At 68.3% G+C, this 20,507-nt stretch carries 15 protein-coding genes and 1 pseudogene; 11 read left to right on the forward strand and 5 right to left on the reverse strand.

The genetic code is table 11. The features are described from left to right. Positions 1 to 47: 47 nt before the first annotated feature. From IE325_RS16735 to IE325_RS16775, 9 genes are all read left to right on the forward strand, one after another. Positions 48 to 2,018, forward strand: a complete 1,971-nt coding sequence (locus IE325_RS16735) for a pectinesterase family protein (RefSeq protein ID WP_190070694.1) — start codon at positions 48 to 50, stop codon at positions 2,016 to 2,018. Between the two features lie 72 nt (positions 2,019 to 2,090). Then, the gene (locus tag IE325_RS16740) at positions 2,091 to 3,440 is read left to right on the forward strand and encodes an ABC transporter substrate-binding protein (protein WP_190070695.1); all 1,350 of its coding nucleotides are present in this window, start codon (positions 2,091 to 2,093) and stop codon (positions 3,438 to 3,440) included. Between the two features lie 94 nt (positions 3,441 to 3,534). Beyond that, positions 3,535 to 4,332: a rhamnogalacturonan acetylesterase gene (locus IE325_RS16745; RefSeq protein ID WP_190070696.1), complete on the forward strand. Its 798-nt coding sequence runs from the start codon at positions 3,535 to 3,537 to the stop codon at positions 4,330 to 4,332. A 31-nt stretch (positions 4,333 to 4,363) separates the two neighbouring features. Continuing rightward, on the forward strand, positions 4,364 to 5,677 hold the full coding sequence (locus tag IE325_RS16750; protein ID WP_190070697.1) for a pectate lyase family protein: 1,314 nt from the start codon (positions 4,364 to 4,366) through the stop codon (positions 5,675 to 5,677). A 56-nt stretch (positions 5,678 to 5,733) separates the two neighbouring features. After that, positions 5,734 to 6,864, forward strand: coding sequence for a pectinesterase family protein (locus IE325_RS16755; protein WP_190070698.1), 1,131 nt, complete (start codon positions 5,734 to 5,736; stop codon positions 6,862 to 6,864). A 1-nt stretch (position 6,865) separates the two neighbouring features. After that, a complete protein-coding gene (locus IE325_RS16760; protein WP_190070699.1) occupies positions 6,866 to 7,891 on the forward strand; it encodes a pectinesterase family protein in 1,026 nt (341 codons plus the stop codon). Then, entirely contained in the window at positions 7,884 to 9,119 is a 1,236-nt protein-coding gene (locus IE325_RS16765) for a pectate lyase family protein (RefSeq protein WP_190070700.1), read from the forward strand. The genes IE325_RS16760 and IE325_RS16765 overlap by 8 nt, the downstream gene beginning before the upstream one ends. Further along, positions 9,106 to 10,158 carry a dienelactone hydrolase family protein gene (locus IE325_RS16770; RefSeq protein WP_190070701.1) on the forward strand — a complete coding sequence of 351 codons (1,053 nt, stop codon included), beginning with the start codon at positions 9,106 to 9,108 and terminating at the stop codon, positions 10,156 to 10,158. The genes IE325_RS16765 and IE325_RS16770 overlap by 14 nt, the downstream gene beginning before the upstream one ends. A 49-nt stretch (positions 10,159 to 10,207) precedes the next feature. Continuing rightward, positions 10,208 to 11,320: a right-handed parallel beta-helix repeat-containing protein gene (locus IE325_RS16775; protein ID WP_190070702.1), complete on the forward strand. Its 1,113-nt coding sequence runs from the start codon at positions 10,208 to 10,210 to the stop codon at positions 11,318 to 11,320. Here the strand turns inward: IE325_RS16775 and IE325_RS16780 are convergent. Continuing rightward, complete coding sequence (locus tag IE325_RS16780; RefSeq protein WP_190070703.1) at positions 11,317 to 13,515, reverse strand: glycoside hydrolase family 43 protein; 2,199 nt, start codon at positions 13,513 to 13,515, stop codon at positions 11,317 to 11,319. The two genes, IE325_RS16775 and IE325_RS16780, sit on opposite strands and share 4 nt — an antisense overlap. Positions 13,516 to 13,716: 201 nt before the next feature. On the opposite strand from IE325_RS16780, the pseudogene IE325_RS16785 reads away from it, so the two are divergent. Next, positions 13,717 to 14,870: pseudogene (locus IE325_RS16785) on the forward strand (right-handed parallel beta-helix repeat-containing protein). 101 nt (positions 14,871 to 14,971) lie between these two features. Here the strand turns inward: IE325_RS16785 and IE325_RS16790 are convergent. From IE325_RS16790 to IE325_RS16800, 3 genes are all read right to left on the reverse strand, one after another. Next, a complete protein-coding gene (locus tag IE325_RS16790) occupies positions 14,972 to 15,802 on the reverse strand; it encodes a pectate lyase (protein ID WP_190070704.1) in 831 nt (276 codons plus the stop codon). Between the two features lie 83 nt (positions 15,803 to 15,885). Next, positions 15,886 to 16,731 carry an anti-sigma factor gene (locus IE325_RS16795; protein ID WP_190070705.1) on the reverse strand — a complete coding sequence of 282 codons (846 nt, stop codon included), beginning with the start codon at positions 16,729 to 16,731 and terminating at the stop codon, positions 15,886 to 15,888. Then, positions 16,728 to 17,297: a SigE family RNA polymerase sigma factor gene (locus tag IE325_RS16800; protein WP_190070706.1), complete on the reverse strand. Its 570-nt coding sequence runs from the start codon at positions 17,295 to 17,297 to the stop codon at positions 16,728 to 16,730. The genes IE325_RS16795 and IE325_RS16800 overlap by 4 nt, the downstream gene beginning before the upstream one ends. Positions 17,298 to 17,568: 271 nt before the next feature. On the opposite strand from IE325_RS16800, the gene IE325_RS16805 reads away from it, so the two are divergent. Then, complete coding sequence (locus IE325_RS16805; RefSeq protein ID WP_190070707.1) at positions 17,569 to 19,020, forward strand: NCS2 family permease; 1,452 nt, start codon at positions 17,569 to 17,571, stop codon at positions 19,018 to 19,020. Between the two features lie 6 nt (positions 19,021 to 19,026). Here IE325_RS16805 and IE325_RS16810 read toward each other — a convergent pair whose 3' ends face one another. Then, positions 19,027 to 20,469: a peptidoglycan D,D-transpeptidase FtsI family protein gene (locus IE325_RS16810; RefSeq protein WP_190070708.1), complete on the reverse strand. Its 1,443-nt coding sequence runs from the start codon at positions 20,467 to 20,469 to the stop codon at positions 19,027 to 19,029. Positions 20,470 to 20,507 lie beyond the last annotated feature (38 nt).

Raw genomic sequence — 20,507 nt, forward strand, 5'->3', positions numbered from 1 at the left:
GGCACCGCATCGCATTCGTAGGCCTGTCGAGCCTGTTGGGAGCCGCAATGACGCACCTCCGTAGCAAGCGCTTGCCGAGATTCGCCGGCAGAACCGCCGCCGCAGTCCTGGGGCTCGTCGCCGCCCTGGGGCTGGGCGCGATCGGCGAGGCGAAGGCCGATGCCCCTTCGGATTCCGTCGGCCGCTGGAGCGACCGGGCGCACGGCTTCGCCTCCCTCGCCGGCGGCACGACCGGCGGGGCGGGCGGCAAGGTCGTCACCGTCACCGACCAGGCCGCCCTCGCCAAGTACGCGGCCGCGCCCGAGCCGTACGTCATCCGGGTCCAGGGCGCGATCACCGCCCAGCCCTTCGGCGCGAACATCACCGTCGCCTCGGACAAGACGATCGTCGGGGTCGGCACGGGCGGGGAGCTGGTGCAGGGCGAGTTCCATCTCGAACCCGGCACGCACAACGTGGTCATCCGCAACATGACGATCCGCGACTCGGCGATCGAGGGCAACTGGGACTGCAAGGACACCGACTTCGACGGTATCCAGATGGACTCCGTCCACCATGTGTGGGTCGACCACAACAGGTTCTCGAACATCTGCGACGGCCAGCTCGACGTCCGCAAGGACAGTGAGTACGTGACCGTCTCCTACAACCGGTTCGAGAACAACAACAAGACCTTCGGCCTGGGCTGGACGACCAACGTCAGGACCCAGATCACGGTCGACCACAACCTCTTCGCCCACACCAAGCAGCGCAACCCCTCGATCGACAACGCCGCCTACGCGCACCTCTACAACAACTACCTGACCGCGCAGACGGACCCGGGCGACCCGGTGTGGACGTACGGCAACTGGTCGCGCGGCCGGACGAAGATGGTCATCGAGAACAGCTACTACCGCGACGTCCAGCATCCCTATCAGGCCGACACCACCGCGGAGTTGGTGCAGCGCGGGTCGATCCTGAAGAACACGACGGGCAGGCACGACGAGTGGGGCGCCGCCTTCGAACCGCGGGACTTCTACGACTACCGGCTGGACCCGGCCGCCGCCGTGCCCGCCCTGGTCACCCGGTTCTCCGGGCCGCAGAAGAACATCGGCGTGACCCTGCACGTCCCGGGCGACTATCCGACCGTGCAGTCGGCGGTGGACGCCGTGCCCGACGGGAACGCCGTGCCGGTGACGATCGCGGTGGCGCCGGGGACGTACCGCGAGAAGGTGTTCATCCCCGCGAACAAGCCGCACATCGCGCTCCAGGGGACCGGACGGGACCGCTCCGACACCGTCGTCGTCTTCGACACGCCCGCCGCGTACGGGGGTTCGACGGGGAGCGCGACCGTACGGATTGCCGCGAACGACGTCACCGCGCGCAATCTCACCTTCAGCAACGACTTCGACGAGGCCGCGCACGAGCTGAACGGTGAGCAGGCGCTGGCGATGAAGACGACGGGGGACCGGATCGTCTTCGAGGACGTCGCGTTTCTGGGTAATCAGGACACGTTGATGACCGACAGTCCGAAGCTGGATGTGATCAGTCGGGTGTACGTCCGCGACTCCTATATCGAGGGCGACGTCGATTTCATCTACGGCCGGGCGACCACCGTCATCGAGCGGTCCGTGATCCGGGCGCTGAGCCGGGGCTCGTACAGCAACAACGGCTACATCACCGCCGCGTCGACCTGGACGGGCAACCTGTACGGGTTTCTGATCACCGACTCGAAGATCGTGAGCGACGCGCCCGCCGGGACGTTCCATCTGGGGCGGCCCTGGCATCCGGGCGGTGAGCCCGCGGCGGTCGCGCAGGTGCTGATCCGGAACACCGAGTTGCCGGCCGCGATCAAGTCCTCGCCGTGGACCGACATGAGCGGGTTCTCGTGGAAGGACGCGCGGTTCACCGAGTACCGGAACTTCGGGCCCGGTGCCGCCGTGACCGGGGACCGGCCGCAGATGAGTGCGGACCAGGCGCGGGAGCACACCGTCGCCGAGTACCTCCGGGGTGCGGACGGCTGGGCGCCGTATGCCCGCCATTAAGCGCCCCTTTGATCTCCCTTTGACCCCCACAACTCCATAGCTCCGCTGGATCCAGAAGAAGAGAGCCGACCAATGAAGATCAGCATCCGCAGAAGCAGGCGTGCCGCCATGGCCGTCGCCCTCGGGTCCGTCCTCGCCCTGACCGCCACCGCCTGTGGCGACGACGGCAGCAGCGCGGGCGGCGACAAGGGCGCCGAGGGCAGTGGCACCGGGAAGATCGTCTTCTGGGACAACAACGGCGGTGTCCGCACCGACATCTGGAAGGAGGTCATCGCCGACTTCGAGAAGGCCAACCCCGACATCAAGGTCGAGTACGTCGGGATCCCGTCCACCGACTACCAGTCCAAGGTCGACACCGCCATCCAGGGCGGCGGCCTGCCCGACGTCGGCGGAGTCGGCGCGGCGATGCTCGCCGGGTTCGCGGCGCAGAACGCGCTGGAGCCGCTGGACGACCGGCTCGCCAAGTCCTCCCTCAACGGCAAGCTCAACAAGGACATGGTCACCTCGCTGACGGCCGCCGGCGGCGGGGACGGCAAGCTGTACTCGATTCCGACCTCCGCGAACAACGGGGTGCTGTACTACCGCACCGATCTGTTCAAGAAGGCCGGTCTTGCGGAGCCGACGACATGGGACAACTTCTACGCGGCGGCGGAGAAGCTCACCAACTCCGGTAAGAACGAGTTCGGTTACACCATTCGTGGTGGGTCCGGGTCGATCGCGCAGGCGTTGGATGCCATGTACGGGCAGTCGGGAATCACCTCCTTCTGGGACTCCAGTGGTGAGAAGACGACCGTCAACGACCCCAAGAACGTGGCCGCGCTGGAGAAGTACGCCGGGCTGTACAAGAAGGTCACTCCGGCCGCCGACCTCAACAACGACTTCACCAAGATGGTCGCCCAGTGGGATTCCGGCACGATCGGGATGCTGAACCACAACCTGGGGTCGTACCAGGACCATGTGAAGGCGTTGGGGACGGAGAAGTTCCGGGGGATTCCGCAGCCGGTCGGTTCCGGTGGCAAGCGGGTTCAGGTGTCCAACCCCGTTGACGGGATGGGGCTGTTCAAGAGTTCCAAGAACAAGGACGCCGCGTGGAAGTTCATCGAGTTCGCCACCTCGCACGAGGAGAACTCGAAGTTCAATGAGGCCGCGGGGCAGGTTCCTTCGAACAACGAGGCCGCGAAGGATGCGTGGATCTCGAAGGCCGAGCCCACGAAGCTGGCTGCTGCCGCGTTGACCGATGGGTCCACGTCGATTGTGCAGTTGCCTTACTACCTGCCGGACTGGAACACGATCTCCAAGGCCGACAACGAGCCCAACTTCCAGAAGGTGCTCAACGGGGACATGAAGGCGAAGGAATTCCTCGACACGATGGCTGGGCAGTTGAATGAGGCTCAGGCTGAGTGGAAGTCGCGTAACGGTTGAGAGATCGGTTGCTTTGCTGCGTGGCCGGCTGCGGGTCTTTTGTGGCTGGTCGCGCAGTTCCCCGCGCCCCTAGAGGTTAGAAAGGTGCACGGTCTTGTCACTTACCCGTAGACAGGTTACTGCGGCCATGATCGCCGCCGTTCCTCTCGCCCTTTCGGGCATCGGAACCGCCCAGGCCAGCCAGCGCCGCCGCACCCTCTACATCGCCGGTGATTCCACCGCCGCCCAGAAATACGCCGATGCCGCCCCCGAAACCGGGTGGGGCATGGCACTCCCCTTCTTCCTTCACCGGGACCTTCCCGTCTCCAATCACGCGGTGAACGGACGTAGTTCCAAGAGCTTCGTAGATGAAGGGCGGCTGGACGTCATTCTTGCCGCCATCCAGCCCGGCGATCTCCTCCTCATCCAGTTCGCGCACAACGACGAGAAGAAGGACGACCCCACCCGGTACACCGAGCCCTGGTCGACGTATCAGGACTATCTACGGCTGTACGTCGAGGGCGCGCGGGCGCGTGGGGCCCGGCCAGTCCTGGCGACGGCCGTCGAACGCCGCAGGTTCGACGCGGGCGGCAACGCCGTGCCGACCCACGGCGACTATCCGGCGGCGATGCGCGCGCTCGCGCAGGAGGAGCGGGTCTCGCTGCTCGACCTTCAGGCGCTGTCGCTCGCGCTGTGGCAGGAGCTCGGGGTCGAGGGGACGAAGACGTACTTCAACTGGACCGCCACCGAACAGGACAACACGCACTTCAATCCGCCGGGCGCCATCGCCGTGGCGCGGCTCGTCGCGCGGGAGCTGGTGCGCACGCGTGTGCTGGCCGCGCGGGACGTGTGCCGGCTGGACGACGAGATCCCGGAGAGCTGGATCACCTGGCCGCAGGCCATCACCGCCTGACCACCCCGATCGCAGGAAAAGGAACCGCACCATGAACACATCCGTATGGCATGGGCATGGCAAAACCACGGCCACTGTGCTGGTCGGCTGCACCGCGCTCCTTCTCGGTCTCACCGGCACCACCGCCCAGGCCGGGCCCCGCGATCTCGGCCGGCAGGTCCTGGGCGCGAACGACGGCTGGGGGTCGGAGGGCGCCGGGACGACCGGTGGGTCGGCCGCCGACGCCGAGCATGTCTACACCGTCACCACCTGGGCCGAGTTCAAGGCCGCGCTGAAGGACGGCGGTGACGCGCCGAAGATCATCAAGGTCAAGGGCATGATCGACGCCGTCTCCGAGGGCTGCGAGGCCTTCGTCACCGGCGGTTACGACTTCCAGCAGTACCTCAAGGACTACGACCCGGCCGTCTACGGCAACGACGAGGTCGCCAAGGGTCCGCAGGAGGACGCACGGGTCGCATCCATGGCCAACCAGGACTCGGCGATCAAGGCCAACGTCCCCAGCAACACCACCATCGTCGGCGTCGGCAAGGACTCCGGCATCCTCGGCGGCAGCCTCCAGATCAAGGGCGTCTCGAACGTCATCATGCGCAACCTCACCATCGAGGCCCCGCTCGACTGCTTCCCCAAGTGGGATCCCACCGACGACAACAAGACCGGGAACTGGAACTCCGAGTACGACGCCGTGGTCGTCTACGGCACCGACCATGTGTGGCTCGACCACAACACGTTCACCGACGGGCGCTACCCCGACAGCGAGCGGCCGGTCTACTTCGGCAAGAGGTTCCAGCAGCACGACGGACTGACGGACATCGTGCGCGGCTCCAACTACGTGACCGTGTCCTGGAACCGCTACCAGGACCACGACAAGAACATGCTGATCGGCAACGGCGACGGCCTCGCCACCACCGACGGCGGCAAGCTCAAGGTCACCATGCACCACAACCGCTTCGAGGGCATCCTCCAGCGCTCCCCGCGCGTGCGGTTCGGCCAGGTCGACGTCTACAACAACCACTACGTGGTGACCGAGGAACAGAAGGACGACTACTACATCTTCGGCGTCGGTATCTCCTCGCAGCTCCACGCCACCGACAACGCCGTCTCGCTGCCGGCCGGCGCGAGCGTCGGCAAGGTCCTGAAGAAGTGGAACGAGTCGCCGCTGACCGCCGAGAACAACTACGTCAACGGCAAGCTGACGGACCTCATCGCCGTCCACAACGCCGAGATCCCGGAGGAGACCCTCCAGGCCGGCGCCGGCTGGAAGCCGACCCTGCGGACGAAGGTCGACAGCCCCAAGGCGCTGCCGGGGATCGTCAACCGCTGCGCGGGCGCCGGCCGCCTGCACTGACCCACCCCCGCCGGGCCGGGGCGCGCAGCCCCGGCCCACTGCGAAGGAGCACCCGCATGCCCTCGCCCCACCTTCGACTCCCCCTGCCCAGACGGCGGTTCCTCACCGCGAGCGCCGCCATCGGAGCCGCCCTCGCGCTGGCCTCCGCCCCCGCGCGAGCCGCCACCCGACCGCGCCCGTTCGGCCGCTACGGCGCCCCGGCCGCGCGCCTCACCCCGCAGACCCTGTACGTCGACGCCTCAGGACACGGCGACTTCACCTCCGTCCAGGCCGCCGTCACCGCCGCGACCGGCAGCGGCTGGACGCTCGTCATCGCACCGGGCACCTACCGGGAGACGGTCGCCGTCGACCCCGGCCGTACGGAGATGACCTGGCTCGGCGCCGGAGACGACCCGCGTGATGTCGTCATCGTCTACGACAACGCCGCCGGCACCCCCAAGCCCGGCGGCGGCACCTACGGCACCACCGGCTCCGCCACCACTCTCGTCCAGGCGCCCGGTTTCACCGCCCACCGCATCACCTTCGCCAACGACTGGCTGCGCGCCGACCACCCCGGCGTCAGCGGCACCCAGGCCGTCGCCATCAAGGTGCAGGGCGACCGGTCCGCGTTCCACCGCTGCCGCTTCCTCGGCCACCAGGACACCCTGTACGCCGACTCGATGGCCCTGACCGCCTTCGCCCGCCAGTACTTCGCGCACTGCTATGTGGAGGGTGACGTCGACTTCGTCTTCGGCCGGGCCACGGCCGTGTACGAGCACTGCCACTTCCGGACCCTGACCCGGACCGACCTCACCTCGGCCCCGTACGGCTTCGTACTCGCGCCCGCGACGGCGGGCGCCAACCCGCGCGGCTATCTGGTGACGGACAGCCGTGTCACCAGCGAAGCCCCGGACGCCTACTACAAACTCGCCCGCCCCTGGGTCCCCAGCTCCGACACCACCGCCCACCCGTCGCTCACCGTCCGCGACACCCACCTCGGCCCCGGCATCGACGTGGTCGCGCCCTACGCCAACATGTCGGACAGCTTCCCTTGGCAGGAGCAGCGTTTCGCCGAGTACCGCAACACCGGGCCGGGAGCCCGCGTCACCGTCCCGGAGAACCGGCCTCAACTCACCGCCGTACAGGCCGAGTCGGCGACCCGCGAGACGTACCTCGGCGACTGGGCGCCCTGGCGGGAGGGCTGCTGACATGCGCAGGCGAGCCCTTCTCGCTGCCGGTGTCGCCGGAGCACTGACCGGTGCCGCCACCCCGGCGTTCGCTATCGGTCACCGCGTCCTGCACGTCCGCCCCGGCGACTCCGTGCAGGCGGCCGTGGACCGCGTCACCGGGCCCGGCTGGACGATCGTCGTGCACCCGGGGACGTATCGCGAGGTCATTCAAGTACCAATAAGTACACGCGAGTTGACCTTGCGCGGTGCCACCCGCGACCCGCGCGATGTCGTCATCGTGTACGACAACGCCAACGGCACCCCGAAGCCCGACGGCTCCGGCACCTACGGCACCGCCGGTTCCGCCACCTTCAGCTCGGCGGCGCCCGGGCTCACCGTCCGCGATCTGACCCTGGCCAACGACTGGCTGCGCGCCGACCACCCGGACATCACGGGGACGCAGGCCGTCGCCGCGTACGTCACCGGCGACCGGACCCACTTCGAGAACGTCCGTCTCCTCGCCCACCAGGACACCCTCTTCGTCGACACGACCGCGCTGGACGCTTTCGACCGGCAGTACTTCCACCACTGCTACATCGAAGGCGACGTCGACTTCGTCTTCGGGCGGGCCACGGCCGTCTTCGAGGACTGCCACTTCCGCACGCTCCGGCGCGATGTGGACTTCACCCCCAAGGGCATGGTCTTCGCCCCGTCCACCGCCCGCGCCAACCCGCACGGCATCCTGGCGGTCCGCTCCCGCATCACCTCCGGCGCCGAGGACGGGGCGTACAAGCTGGCGCGGCCCTGGGTGCCGACGTACGAGACCACCGCCTGGCCGTCTCTCGTCGTGCGGGACACCCGGATCGGGCCGGGGATCGACGCGGCGGCGCCGTACACGAACATGCGTGAGCAGTATCCGTGGCAGAGCATGCGGTTCCGGGAGTATCGCAACAGCGGTCCGGGCGCGGTCGTGACGGTTCCGGAGAACCGGCCTCAACTCGCCCTAGCGGAAGCCGAGTTGTATACCGTGCGGGCCTATCTCGGTGGGTGGCGGCCGTATGCGTAGGGTGGCCGCCCTCCTCGTCTGCCTGTCCTTCCTCTGGCCCGTCCAGGCCTCGGCCGCCACCGACCAGGAGCCCGTCGGCTGGGGGACTGGCACCACGGGCGGTGCGGGTGGCGCGACCTGGACTGTGCGCACCCGTGCCGAGCTCAAGGAGGCCCTCGCGAACGACGGCGACCCGGCCGCGCGCAAGGTGATCCGGGTCGTCGGTGACATCGACGGGCATGAGGCGGCGGACGGTTCGCTGCTCGGGGAGCAGGACTACGCGCCCGGGTACGACCTCGCCCAGTACATGTCCTGTTTCGGGGAGGACGGGGCCGAGTGGTCGGACACCCGGTACGAGTACTGCAAGCGGCAGCGGCAGCTGCGTCAGACGGGGTCGAACAACGAGAAGGCGCAGATCCAGCTGACCGTGCCGAGCAACACCACGCTGGTGGGGGTCGGCGCCGACGCGCGGCTCCTCGGTGTCTTCCTGACCGTCAACACCGGCACGAACATCGTGATCAGGAACCTTCGACTCGAAGCGCCGGTCGACCACTTCACGACCTGGGCCCCTGATGACGGCTGGAACGCCCGCTTCGACGCGCTGACCGTGATCACCGGCAGGAACATCTGGATCGACCACTGCGCCTTCACCGACGGCCGCTTCCCAGACCGTTCCGCACCCCTCGGATTCCACGGCGAGCGCGTCCAGCGGCACGACGGGCTGCTCGACATCGAGGACGGCTCCGACTTCATCACCGTCTCCGACAGCCGTTTCGACGACCATGACAAGGCGGTCCTGATCGGGTCCGGGGACGGGCGCGGTGACCGGGACCGGGGGCATCTGAAGGTGACCTTCGTCCGGAACCTGTTCGACGACATCGTGCAGCGCGCACCGCGCGTCCGCTTCGGGCAGGTGCACGTCCTAAACAACGTGTACCGGGGACGGGCCGCCGACCCTCTCTACGCCCTCGGCGTGGGGGTGGAGTCCGCGATCTTCTCCGAGCGCAATGTGTTCCGGCACCGGCAGGCCCTCGCGGACTACGGCGGCGACCGCTTCCAGGACACCGGATCGTGGTTCGACGGCCACCCCGCCCGGCTGAACGAGCTGGCGACCGACCTCGGCCTCACGCCCGACGCCGGCTGGGACCCCGCCGACGTCTACGGCTACCGGCCCCTCAGGTCCGCGGCCGCGGTCGAGGCGTACGTCCTGCGGCACGCCGGTACGGGGAGAGCACATGGACATCCCTGACCTCCACGCGGCGCTGAAGAAGGAGCTCGACTTCCCGCTGGCCTGGGGAAGTTCACCGATCCGCGATTTCCGGGCGTGGCGTGAGGCGGCCCGTGCCGAGGTCGAGGCGCACCTCGTCGTGGAGCGGCAGGACGGGACGCCGTACGCACCCGAATTCGGCGAGTCGGCCGAGGGTCCCGGCTGCACGCGGGAACTGGTGACCCTCTCCCTCACCCGCCACGAGCGCGTCCGAGGCGCCCTGCTCACCCCGCACGGCCCCGGCCCGTTCCCCGCCGTCCTGCTCCTCCATGATCACGGGGCGACCTTCGACATAGGGAAGGAGAAGTGCGTCCGGCCCTGGTACGACGACAGCCGCCTCGCCTCTGCCCAGGTGTGGGCCGACGCCCACTTCAGCGGCAGGTTCGTCGGCGACGAGCTGGCCCGGCGCGGCTATGTCGTCCTCGCCCTGGACGCCCTCGGCTTCGGCGACCGGGGGCCGATGACGTACGACGCCCAGCAGGCCCTGGCGAGCAACCTCTACCACCTCGGCTCCTCCCTCGCCGGTCTGATGGCCCGCGAGGACGCCCGTGCCGCCGACTTCCTCGCGGGACTCGACCGCGTGGACCCCGGCCGGATCGGGGCCCTCGGCTTCTCCATGGGCGCCTACCGCGCCTGGCAGACCGCCGCGCTGACCGACACCGTCACCGCCGCCGCCTCCGTCGGCTGGATGACCGGCCTGAAGGAAATGATGGTGCCCGGCAACAACGCCCTGCGCGGCCAGTCGGCGTACTACATGCTCCACCCCGGGCTCGCCCGGCGTCTCGACTTCCCCGACGTGGCGAGCATCGCCGCACCCAGGCCGATGCTGTTCGTGGGCGGCGGGCTCGACCCGCTGTTCCCCGCCGACGGAGTCCGCGTGGCGTACGACAAGCTGCGCGCCGTCTGGCGTTCCCGCCACGCCGAGGAGCGGCTGCGGCTGACGACCTGGCCGGACCTCGGCCATGTGTTCACCGCACCCATGCAGGACGACGTCTTCATGTGGCTCGACTCAGTCCTGTGACCGTCCCTATGTGCATTCCCCCCACCGCACGACGAAAGGACCGCACTCCATGTCTCGTCGTACCGCTCTCACCGCAGTGGCCGCCCTCACCCTGGGCACCGGCCTCGCCGTGCTCCCCACCCAGGCGCAGGCCGCGACCGTGGTCGTCAGCAACTCGACCGACCTGTCCAACGCCATCAAGAACGCCACCGCCGGCACCGTCATCCAGGTCCGCGGCGGCACCTACTACCCGACGGCCACCCTGCAGTCCACGGCCAACGGCACCTCGTCGTCGCCGGTCACGCTCACCGCGTACGGCTCGGAGACCGTGAAGATCGACGGGTCCTCACTGCCGTCCGGCTCCTGGATCTTCAAGCTGACCGCCGACTACTGGAACGTCTCCAACATCACCTTCCAGAACTCCCCGGACAGCGCGGTCGTCTGCCAGTCCTGCACCGGCACCAACTGGAACAACATCAAGACCATCAACGGCGGCGACTCCGGCTTCACCCTCACCGGAGACGGCACCGTCAACAACACGGTCCGCAACATCGACTCCTACGGCCACTACGACGCCGTCACCCACGGGGAGAACGCCGACGGCATCGCGGTCAAGTTCGGCTCCGGCACCGGGAACCTGATCACCGGCGCCCGCCTCTACAACAACTCGGACGACGGGCTGGACTTCTGGTCCTTCTCCTCGCCGGTCACCGTCGAGCACACCTGGGCCATGGGCAACGGCAAGAACCGCTGGTCGGACTCGGCCTTCGCGGGCGACGGCAACGGCTACAAGCTGGGCGGCGACGGCGAGGTCGTCGCGCATGTCATCAACAACTCCGCCGCCTGGGACAACGCCGGCAACGGCTTCACCGAGAACAGCAACAAGGGCGCCATCGTCATCAACCGCACCACCGCCTACGCCAACGCCAAGTGGGGCTACTACTTCGCCACCGGCGCCGCCCGCCTCGGCAAGAACCTCGCCGTCGGCAACGGCGGCGGCCAGGTGAACAAGGGCTCCGCGGTGGTGTCGGCCGGCAACAACTGGGACTCCGGGATCGCCACGCCCGCCTTCCGGTCGACGGACGCCTCCAGCACGTACAACGCGCGCAGCTCCAGCGGCACGCTGCCCGCGACCACCTTCCTGACCACGGGCAGCACCACCATCGGGGCGACGATGAACTAGCGCCGCACGGGCCTGATGCCCTCCAGCGTCGGCACCACCGGCTCGATCGTGCCGTCGGCCGCGAACTCCATGCGGTCGACGGTCGTCTCCCGGTGCATGCCGTCACCACCCGGCCGCCCGGGGCCGTTCAGGGCGAAGCGGTGGTAGACGATGTACCAGTCGTCGGTTCCGGGCGTGTTCACCACCGAGTGGTGGCCCGTGCCGAGGATCCCGTACTCGGGGCGCTTGGACAGGATCGTGCCCTTCTTGGTCCAGGGGCCGAGCGGGGACGGGCCCGTGGCATAGGCGACGTGGTAGTTCTCGCTGCGGGTGTCGTCCTCCGACCACATGAAGTAGTACGTGCCCTTCCGCTTGATCACGAAGGAGCCCTCGCGGAAGTTGTCCGGGGTGATGTCCTTCACCTTCGACGCGTCGAACGACACCATGTCGTCGTTCAGCGGGACGACATACCCGTGCCCGTTGCCCCAGTACAGATACGCCTGCCCGTCGTCGTCCGTGAACACCGCGGGGTCGATCATCTGGCCCTGGAGCGAACCGCCCTTCGCCACCAGCGGCTTGCCCAGCGCGTCCTTGAACGGCCCGGCCGGGGAGTCGGCCACCGCCACGCCGATCTGCTGCTCGGCGCAGAAGTAGAAGTAGTACTTGCCGTCGCGCTCGGCGATAGCCGGAGCCCAGGCGTACTTGTCCGCCCACGACACGTCCGGCCCGAGATCGAGGATGACTCCGTGGTCCTTCCAGTGGACCAGGTCCTTGGACGAGTACGCCTTGAACCGCGTCCCGCTCCAGCCCTGGAAGCCGTCCGTCGTCGGGTAGATCCAGTACTCCCCGTCGAGGTAGTGCACATCGGGGTCGGCGTTGAGGCCGGGCAGGAGCGGGCTGCGGTTGCGGGCGGCCTCGACCGTCCAGGTGCGTCTCGTCCCGTCCGCCGCCGTCACCGTGTACTTCTGCGGCTTGCGGAAGTCGCGGCGGGTGCCGGAGCGCGGTCTGACCGTGGCGCCCTCACCGGCCCAGAGCTTCGGGGCCAGCCGTGCGAGGTCGGCGTCCGGCTCCATCGGGAGCACGACCTTGGAGGCGCTCTCGGTGACGATGGCGTACCCGTTCTGGTCCTTCGCCGTCGCGTCCACCAGCGACGCCGGGCTCGCGGGATACGCGGCGAGCAGCCGGTCGTACTCCCGCTGCGTCACCGGAAGCACCGTGCCGTGCCGGGGGCTGGCGGGCAGCTGGTAGTTCGTGGACGGGGTCCACTTGCCCGAGTCGAGGTCGGTCGTCTCGAAGGGGACGTAACCGCGGCCGCCGTACTCGTCGATGAACAGGTACCACTTGTCCTCGGTGTTGGACTTGAAGACCGTCGGACCTTCACCGCGCTCCATCGCCCCGCTGCCGACGCAGTCCGCGACGAAGTCGTACGAGGTGTCGGTCAGGCTCGTCGACTTCTCCGCGGTGATGAACTTCGAGCAGGGGCTGGAGGAGCTCGGGTCCCGTTCGTCCTTGGTGTAGCGGTAGTAGGTGTCCTCGTGCTTCACGACCGTCGAGTCGATGACCGAGTAGCCGGGATCGTCCCAGACCTTCGGCTCGCTGAAGGTACGGAAGTCCTTCGTCGTCGCGTACAGCATCTTGTTGTACGTCGATCCGGTGTGGCCGGGATCGTCGGCGGCGTACAGCTTCGACGCCCAGAAGACGACGTACTCGCCGCGCTCGTCGTCCCAGTAGGCCTCCGGCGCCCAGGTGTTGCCCGCGTTGTCGGGGGCGACCTTCACCAGGCGCTGGTCGGTCCAGTGGACCAGGTCGGTGGACTCCCAGATCATGATCGATTTGCTGCCGTGCCGCTGGACCTCGTCCCAACTACCGCTGCTGTTCTGGTACATGCGCAGATCGGTCGCGATCAGATAGAACTTGTCGCCCTTCGGGGAGCGGATCACGAAGGGATCGCGCAGCCCCTTCTCGCCGGTCGTGGAGGTGAGCACGGGCTTGCCCTGGTTCAGCTCCCGCCAGTGCAGCGGGTCGTTGCCGCGGCTGAGGGCGTAGCGGATCTGCTCGCCGTCGGCGGTGCCCTCGCCGGTGAAGTAGGCGAAGAGATAGCCGGCGTACTTGGGCTGCTTCACGGGTGGTGCTCCTGAACGGGCGGAACCGGGCGGGGCGGTGACCAGGGCGAGCAAGAGTGAGAGACAGGCGACGAGGAGGATTCTTGGGCGCATGCCGCTCCTGTGTGAGTGTGGGGGTTTATGTTGGGTGGTGAGCGCGCCATCGGAGTGTCACCAGTGGGAAACGGCACGTCAATCGGTGAGTGAGCGCTCACGGGAAGCGAAAGTTTCGTTTGTTTTCGCGGGGGCGCGGCAACCTCGTCCCGCCACGGCGACGACTCCCCGGCGTCACGTCCCCAAGGAAAGGAACGCCCCGTGCGTCACAGCACCGGACGCCACCGCCGGACCCGCACCCTCTCCATCGCCGCCGCGATCGCCGTCGCCTCCGGGGCGGGCGGCGTCTACCTCGGCCTCTCCGAAGGCGGTGCCGAGGCCGCCCCGGCGACGGTCACCGTGACCGGCACCGCCCAGCTGGAGTCTGCGGTGGCGGGCGCGAGGGCCGGTACGACGATCCTGGTCCGCGGCGGCACGTACACCCCGTCGAAGACCCTCAAGTCCACGGCGAACGGCACCGGTTCGGCCCGGATCACACTCAAGGCGTACGGCGGCGAGAAGGTGCGGATCGACGGGTCGAAGCTGCCCTACGGCTCCTGGCTGGCCGGGATCTACGGCGACTACTGGACCGTCCAGGACCTCACCTTCGTCAACTCCCCGGCCCAGGGCTTCGTCGCCACCTCGTCCGTGGGCGGCGTCTTCAAGAACCTCGTCACCGCCGACAACGGCGACTCCGGGTTCACGCTCCGCGGCGACGGCACCTCGGACAACCTCGTGCAGAACCTGGACAGTCACGGCAACTACGACCCCGCCGGGCACGGGCAGAACGCCGACGGGATCGCCGTGAAGTTCGGCTCCGGGACGGGGAACCGGATCACCGGGGCGCGCCTGTTCAACAACTCCGACGACGGCCTCGACCTCTGGCAGTTCTCCTCGCCGGTCACCATCGAGCACACCTGGGCCTTCGGAAACGGGAAGAACCGGTGGGGCGACGGGGCTTTCGAAGGCAACGGCAACGGGTTCAAGCTCGGGGCGGGGGAGCGTCGGTGGCCCATGTCGTCAACAACAACGCCGCGTGGGACAACACGCTGCACGGCTTCACCGAGAACTCCAACACCGGCGCGATCGCCCTCAACCGGAACACGGCGTACGCCAACGCCGAGACCGGGTTCTACTTCGCCACCGGCAAGGCCCGGCTGGGCCGCAATCTCGCGGTGAGCAACAAGAAGGGGCCCTCGAAGCCGGGGGCGTCGACCGTGTCCATGGCCAACGGCTGGGACGCCGGGGTGACGGCACCGGCCTTCCGGTCGACCGACGCCGCCACCGCGTACGGAGCCCGCAAGGCGGACGGCTCGCTCCCCGCGACGACCTTCCTCACCACCGGCTCCACGACCATCGGCTCGACCATGAACTAGCCCCTGGTACATGAAGAAACGCCCCGCCGGCCGTCACCGGTGGGGCGTTCCGTACTGCCGGACGAGGGGGGCTCAGACCGGCAGGTCCGTCACCAGTGTGCTCACTGGTACGTGATGTCAGATGACGAGAACCTGCACGCGGTTCCGTCGGGACCCGTGCCGAGTTCCTTCGGTTCCTTGCCGTTGGTGTTGCCCTCGAAGCGGGTGCAGGTCTTGACCTTCTTGCCGCTGTCGCCGTGGATGCGGATCTTGCGCAGCGCGGCCGTGTCACCGTAGTTGGAGTTGACGCCGACGATCGACTTGCCCGGTGCGGTGACATCCACGTCGTTGATGATGATCGTGCGCTTGTACTGCGTGGAGCAGTTGCCGCAACTGCGCACCAGCTTGCCGAAGTTCTGCACCTGGAACTTGGTGACGACCAGCTTTCCGGCCCCGTTGAACTGGAGCACCTTGTCGTCGGCGTTCTTCGCGCCGCCGCCGTACACCGTGTACACGGCCGACGACGACTTGCCCTTGAAGGTGGCCGCGTCCTCGCCGACGTCCAGCCACCACACGTTCTGCAGCGTGCAGGAGCCCTTGCAGTGGACGCCGTCCGCGGCCGGGGTGCCGATGATGACGTTCTTCAGTACGGCGCCGTCGGCGAGCTCGAAGATCGGGTCCTGGCCCTCCTCCTGGCCGCTGCCGCCCAGGTCGCCGGTGCCGTAGAACTTCGTCATCCTGCCGTCGTACGTGCCGGACACCGGGATCGTCTTCGACACCGGCTTGCTGCCGTTCTCCGTCGGCCAGGACGCCGCGGCGCCCGCGGTGGACATCAGCGTCGTGGTGACGATCGCAGCGCCGGTGACACCGAGGGCGGAGGCTCCGGCGATCAGCGCCCGGCGCCTGGTGACCTTGCGGCGGTGGCTGACGCGCTGTTCGGCTCGTGCTGTCATTACCCGATTCCTTGCCTGGGGGATCCTTGCGACTCCTGGTCGCCCCCGGGTGAAGGAAGGGTTGCCGTGCCTTCCGGAATTTCTTACGAATCCCCCGCGTCCGTGGCGGAGTTGTCGTCGTGGCTCGCGAAGCCGCCCGCCACGGACAGCTGCTCGCCGCCCGCCGTGGCCGTCATCGCGTAGCGGTCGTCCTTCGCGTCCCGCCCGCCGCGTTCATGGTCGTACTGCCCGGCGAACACCCACTCGCCCTCGCGGACCGTACGGCCGTCCTTGAGGACCCAGGTGTAGACGACGAAGCCGTCCTTCTCCTCGACCGTGAGGGCGAAGTCGTCCTCCGGCAGCGAGCGCCAGGCGCCCGTCGAGGTGACCCCGCCGGTCTGCGCGATCCTCAACCGCACGGTGAGCGCGGTGAGTCGCTCGCTCGTCCGGAGCGTCAGATTGCTCTGTGCCCAGAAGTCGTTGCTGTGCGGGTCCACCGAGCCGTCCGACCACAGCGGGCCGTCCTCCTCGCCCTTGGCGGCGGGCGGGGCGGGTGTCGCGGTCGGCTTCGGCGTCGGCGGCTTCGTTGGCTGCGGGGGCTGGGAGGTCGGCTTCGGCGGTGGGGCCGGGGCGCGGCTCGTCGCGTCCGGGGACGGGGTGGGCGTCGGTGAGGTGGCCACCGTCTGCCGGGGGGTGTCGTCCTTCACGGCGGACGCCACCGCGTAACCGCCGACCGCGAGGACACCGGCGACCGCAGCTGTGGCGGTCACCACCCGGAACCAGCCGTACACCGGCGGACGGGTCGCCCGGTGATCGGAGCGGGCCCGCCCGGCGGGATCCGCCATGCCCCGCTCGACGCGGGCCAGGATCCGCGCGCGGTCGGGCTCGTGCGTCTCGGCCGCCTCGTGCAGCCGGGCGCGCAGTTCGTCGTGCACGTCCCGCCGCATCATCGGTTCCTTCCCGCGGCGTCCCCGGTGCGAGCCATCGCCGCCGCATGCACCCTCAGCGGGGCCTGCTGCGTGCCGAGCAGCCGTTGCAACTCGGCCATCCCCTTCGAGGTCTGGCTCTTCACCGTACCGACCGAGATGCCCAGGGCGAGCGCGGTGTCCTTCTCCGACAGGTCGAAGGCGTGCCGCAGCACCACACAGGCGCGTTTGCGGAACGGAAGTCTACGCAACGCCCCCTGGACGTCGACGACGCCCGGCACATCCGGGTTCTCCGCCTTCTCCTCGCGCTGCGACCAGAACAGGGCGATGCGCCGCCGCTCCCGCACCGCGCTGCGGATCCTGGTGCGGGCCAGATTGGCCACCACCCCACGGGCGTACGCCACCGGATGGTCGGCCGCGCGCACCCGGTCCCAGCGGTGCCACAGCGCCAGCAGCGCGTCCGCCGCCAGATCGTCGGCGGCGTCCGCCTCGCCCGTCAACAGATGGGCCAGGCGGGAGAGTTCGGCGTAGTGCCGCTCGAAGAAGGCATGGAACTCCACGGAGTCGGCGTCGTCGACGACCGTGCCCACGGGCGACCCCTCCTGCCTGAGACGGGCGTGTGGTTGGCAAATGTGGTCGTCCGGCGATCAATTTGCGATCATCCGGTCGAGATCCGGAACTGTAGCAGTGATCGACAATCCGGTTCGTACGGGACTTCGAACACCGTGTGGTCCGTCGTACGTGAACTGCGCTGATTCCGTAACACGGGGAAAACCTGAAATGCGTTCAACGTGGGCACAATCCAGCCAGCATCCGCAGATCGATCAACGAGCCGTCATCAGGCAACGAGGAGCCAGCGCCATGTCCGAATCCCAGAAGGTGACCGACCGGTCAAGTGCCCCACCGCCGGGCCTGAACAGCGTGGACCGGTACTTCAAGATCTCCGAACGGGGATCCACCTTCGCGCGTGAGATACGGGGCGGTTTCGCCACGTTCTTCACGATGGCCTACATCCTTGTCCTGAATCCCATCATCCTCGGCAGCGCCAAGGACAAGTTCGGCGACCAGCTGGACGCCGTCCAACTCACCACCGCCACCGCCCTGGTGGCCGCGGTCATGACGATCATCATGGGCGTCGGCGGCAACCTCCCGCTCGCGCTCGCCGCGGGCCTCGGCCTGAACGCCGTCGTCGCCTTCCAGATCGCCCCGCTCATGGCGTGGGACGACGCGATGGGCCTGATCGTCCTCGAAGGCCTGCTGATCTGTGTGCTGGTGGTGACCGGGCTGCGCGAGGCCGTCATGCACGCCATCCCGCAACCGCTCAAGCAGGCGATCAGCGTCGGCATCGGCCTGTTCATCGCCTTCATCGGCTTCGTGGACGCCGGGTTCGTGAGCCGGATCCCGGACGCCGCGAACACCACCGTGCCGGTTCAGATGGGCGGCACCGGGCAGCTCGCCGGGTGGCCGATGCTCGTGTTCTGCCTCGGAGTCCTGCTGACCATCGCGCTGCTCGCCCGCAAGGTGAAGGGCGCCATCCTGATCAGCATCGTGACCATGACCGCAGTCGCGATGATCATCAACTCGATCGCCGACATCAAGGCCTGGGGCCTGACCACGCCGGCGTGGCCCGACAAGGTCGTCGACACCCCGGACTTCGGACTCATCGGCGACTTCAGCCTGTTCGGCGCCTTCGGCGAGACCACCGCCCTCACCGTCGTCCTGCTGATCTTCACCCTGGTGCTGTCCGACTTCTTCGACACCATGGGCACGGTCGTCGGCATCAGCGCGGAGGCCGGCCTGCTGGACGAGCAGGGCAAGGTGCCGGGCCTCGGCCGGGTGCTGCTGATCGACGGTGCCGCCGCGGCGGCCGGCGGTGCGGCCTCGGCCTCCTCGGCCACGTCCTACATCGAGTCGGCGGCCGGTGTCGGCGAAGGGGCACGCACCGGCTTCTCCAACCTGATCACCGGCGGTCTGTTCGGACTCGCCCTGTTCCTGACCCCGCTGCTCACCATCGTCCCGCTCCAGGCCGCCGCGCCCGCCCTGGTCGCCGTGGGCTTCCTGATGATGACGCAGGTCAAGCACATCGACTGGGAGAAGTACGAGATCGCCATCCCGGCGTTCCTGACCATCGCCGTCATGCCGTTCACGTACTCGATAACCAATGGCATCGGGGCCGGGTTCGTCGCCTACGTCGTCATCAAGCTGGTGCTCGGGAAGGCGAAGGACATCCACTGGCTGATGTGGGGCACCTCGGTGCTGTTCCTCGTGTACTTCGCCATCGACCCGATCGAGCAGATCCTCGGCGTGAAGTGAGCGGCGCTAGCGCAGCGCCGCCTGCATCACGGCCTTGGCCACCGGGGCCGCCAGGCCGTTGCCGCTGACCTCCGACCTCGCCGCGTCCGACTGTTCGACGAGGACCGCCACCGCCACCTCCTTGCCGTCGGCCTTGGCGTAGGACGTGAACCAGGCGTACGGGGTCTTGCTGTTGTTCTCGCCGTGCTGGGCGGTGCCCGTCTTGCCGCCCACCGTCGCGCCGGAGATCTGCGCGTTCGTGCCCGTGCCCTTCTCCACGACCGTCTGCATCGCCGACTGGAGCTGCTCGGCGGTGTCGGAGCTGATGATCTCCGTGGTGTCGGCGGTGTCGTCGTAGTTCTCCAACACATCACCACCGCTGTTGGTGATCTGGGACACCATGTGCGGCGAGACCAGCTTGCCGCCGTTGGCTATGGCGGCGGACACCATGGCGATCTGCAGCGGGGTCGCGGTGACATCGAACTGGCCGATGCCGGACAGGGCGGTCTGCGGCTTGTCCATGTCGGAGGGGTACACGCTGGTGTACGCCCGCACCGGCACGTCCTGGGCCTTGTCGTTGAAGCCGAACTTCTCTGCCATCGCACGGACCTTGTCCTGGCCCAGGTCGACGGCCATCTTCCCGAAGACGTTGTTGCAGGAGTACTGGAGCGCGACCCGGATCGAGGCGTTCTCGCACGGCGCGGACGGGTTCTCGTTCGTCAGCTCGCTGCTGGAGTCCGGCAGCTCATACGGGTCCGGGCTCTCCGTCTTCGCGTCCACCGACGAGTACAGCCCGTCCTCCAGCGCGGCCGCCGCCACGACCAGCTTGAACGTCGACCCCGGCGGCAGCGGCTGGCGCAGCGCGCGGTTCGTCATCGGCTTGTCGGAGTCCTTCGTCAGCTCGGACCAGGCGGCCGAGTCACCGGTGGTGATCCTCGACGGGTCGTACGACGGGGTCGAGACCGTCGCGAGGATCCTCCCGGTGGTGGGGTCGATCGCGACGGCGGCACCCTTCTTGTCGCCGAGCGCGTCATAGGCCGCCTTCTGCACCTTCGGGTCGATCGTGGTGATCACATTGCCCGGATCGGCGCGCTTGTTGGTGACCGTGTCCATCACGCTCTTGAGGCGGTTGTCCGTCCCGTCCAGCAGATCCCGGTACACGCCCTCCAGCTGGGTCGCCCCGAACGCCTGTGAGCTGTACCCCGTCACGGCCGCGTACAGCGAGCCGTCCGTGTAGGTGCGCTTGTACGCCAGGTCCCCGCTCTTGGTCCGCGCCGAGCCGGTGACCGAGTCGCCGCCCACGACGATGTTGCCGAGCGGCTCGCTGTACAGCGCGATCGTGTTCCGCCGGTTGTCCTTGTCGTCCGCGAGTGCCTGACCGTCGTAGAACTGCACCCAGGTCGCCCTGACCAGCAGAGCGAACACCAGCAGCAGCGTGAAGACGGACGCCCGCCTGATCGTCTTGTTCATCCCACCCGTCAGGACGATCGGGATGGGCGCAATCGTTC

It is taken from the genome of Streptomyces lanatus, assembly GCF_014655715.1.
Classification (GTDB): Bacteria; Actinomycetota; Actinomycetes; order Streptomycetales; family Streptomycetaceae; genus Streptomyces; species Streptomyces lanatus.

What these genes read in the sequence shown, in the direction of transcription:
- IE325_RS16735 (WP_190070694.1), top strand. Translation starts at nt 48, where the DNA reads ATGACGCACCTCCGTAGCAAGCGCTTGCCGAGATTCGCCGGCAGAACC.
- IE325_RS16740 (WP_190070695.1), top strand. Translation starts at nt 2,091, where the DNA reads ATGAAGATCAGCATCCGCAGAAGCAGGCGTGCCGCCATGGCCGTCGCC.
- IE325_RS16750 (WP_190070697.1), top strand. Translation starts at nt 4,364, where the DNA reads ATGAACACATCCGTATGGCATGGGCATGGCAAAACCACGGCCACTGTG.
- IE325_RS16755 (WP_190070698.1), top strand. Translation starts at nt 5,734, where the DNA reads ATGCCCTCGCCCCACCTTCGACTCCCCCTGCCCAGACGGCGGTTCCTC.
- IE325_RS16760 (WP_190070699.1), top strand. Translation starts at nt 6,866, where the DNA reads ATGCGCAGGCGAGCCCTTCTCGCTGCCGGTGTCGCCGGAGCACTGACC.
- IE325_RS16765 (WP_190070700.1), top strand. Translation starts at nt 7,884, where the DNA reads ATGCGTAGGGTGGCCGCCCTCCTCGTCTGCCTGTCCTTCCTCTGGCCC.
- IE325_RS16770 (WP_190070701.1), top strand. Translation starts at nt 9,106, where the DNA reads ATGGACATCCCTGACCTCCACGCGGCGCTGAAGAAGGAGCTCGACTTC.
- IE325_RS16775 (WP_190070702.1), top strand. Translation starts at nt 10,208, where the DNA reads ATGTCTCGTCGTACCGCTCTCACCGCAGTGGCCGCCCTCACCCTGGGC.
- IE325_RS16780 (WP_190070703.1), bottom strand. Translation starts at nt 13,515, where the DNA reads ATGCGCCCAAGAATCCTCCTCGTCGCCTGTCTCTCACTCTTGCTCGCC.
- IE325_RS16790 (WP_190070704.1), bottom strand. Translation starts at nt 15,802, where the DNA reads ATGACAGCACGAGCCGAACAGCGCGTCAGCCACCGCCGCAAGGTCACC.
- IE325_RS16795 (WP_190070705.1), bottom strand. Translation starts at nt 16,731, where the DNA reads ATGATGCGGCGGGACGTGCACGACGAACTGCGCGCCCGGCTGCACGAG.
- IE325_RS16805 (WP_190070707.1), top strand. Translation starts at nt 17,569, where the DNA reads ATGTCCGAATCCCAGAAGGTGACCGACCGGTCAAGTGCCCCACCGCCG.
- IE325_RS16810 (WP_190070708.1), bottom strand. Translation starts at nt 20,469, where the DNA reads ATGAACAAGACGATCAGGCGGGCGTCCGTCTTCACGCTGCTGCTGGTG.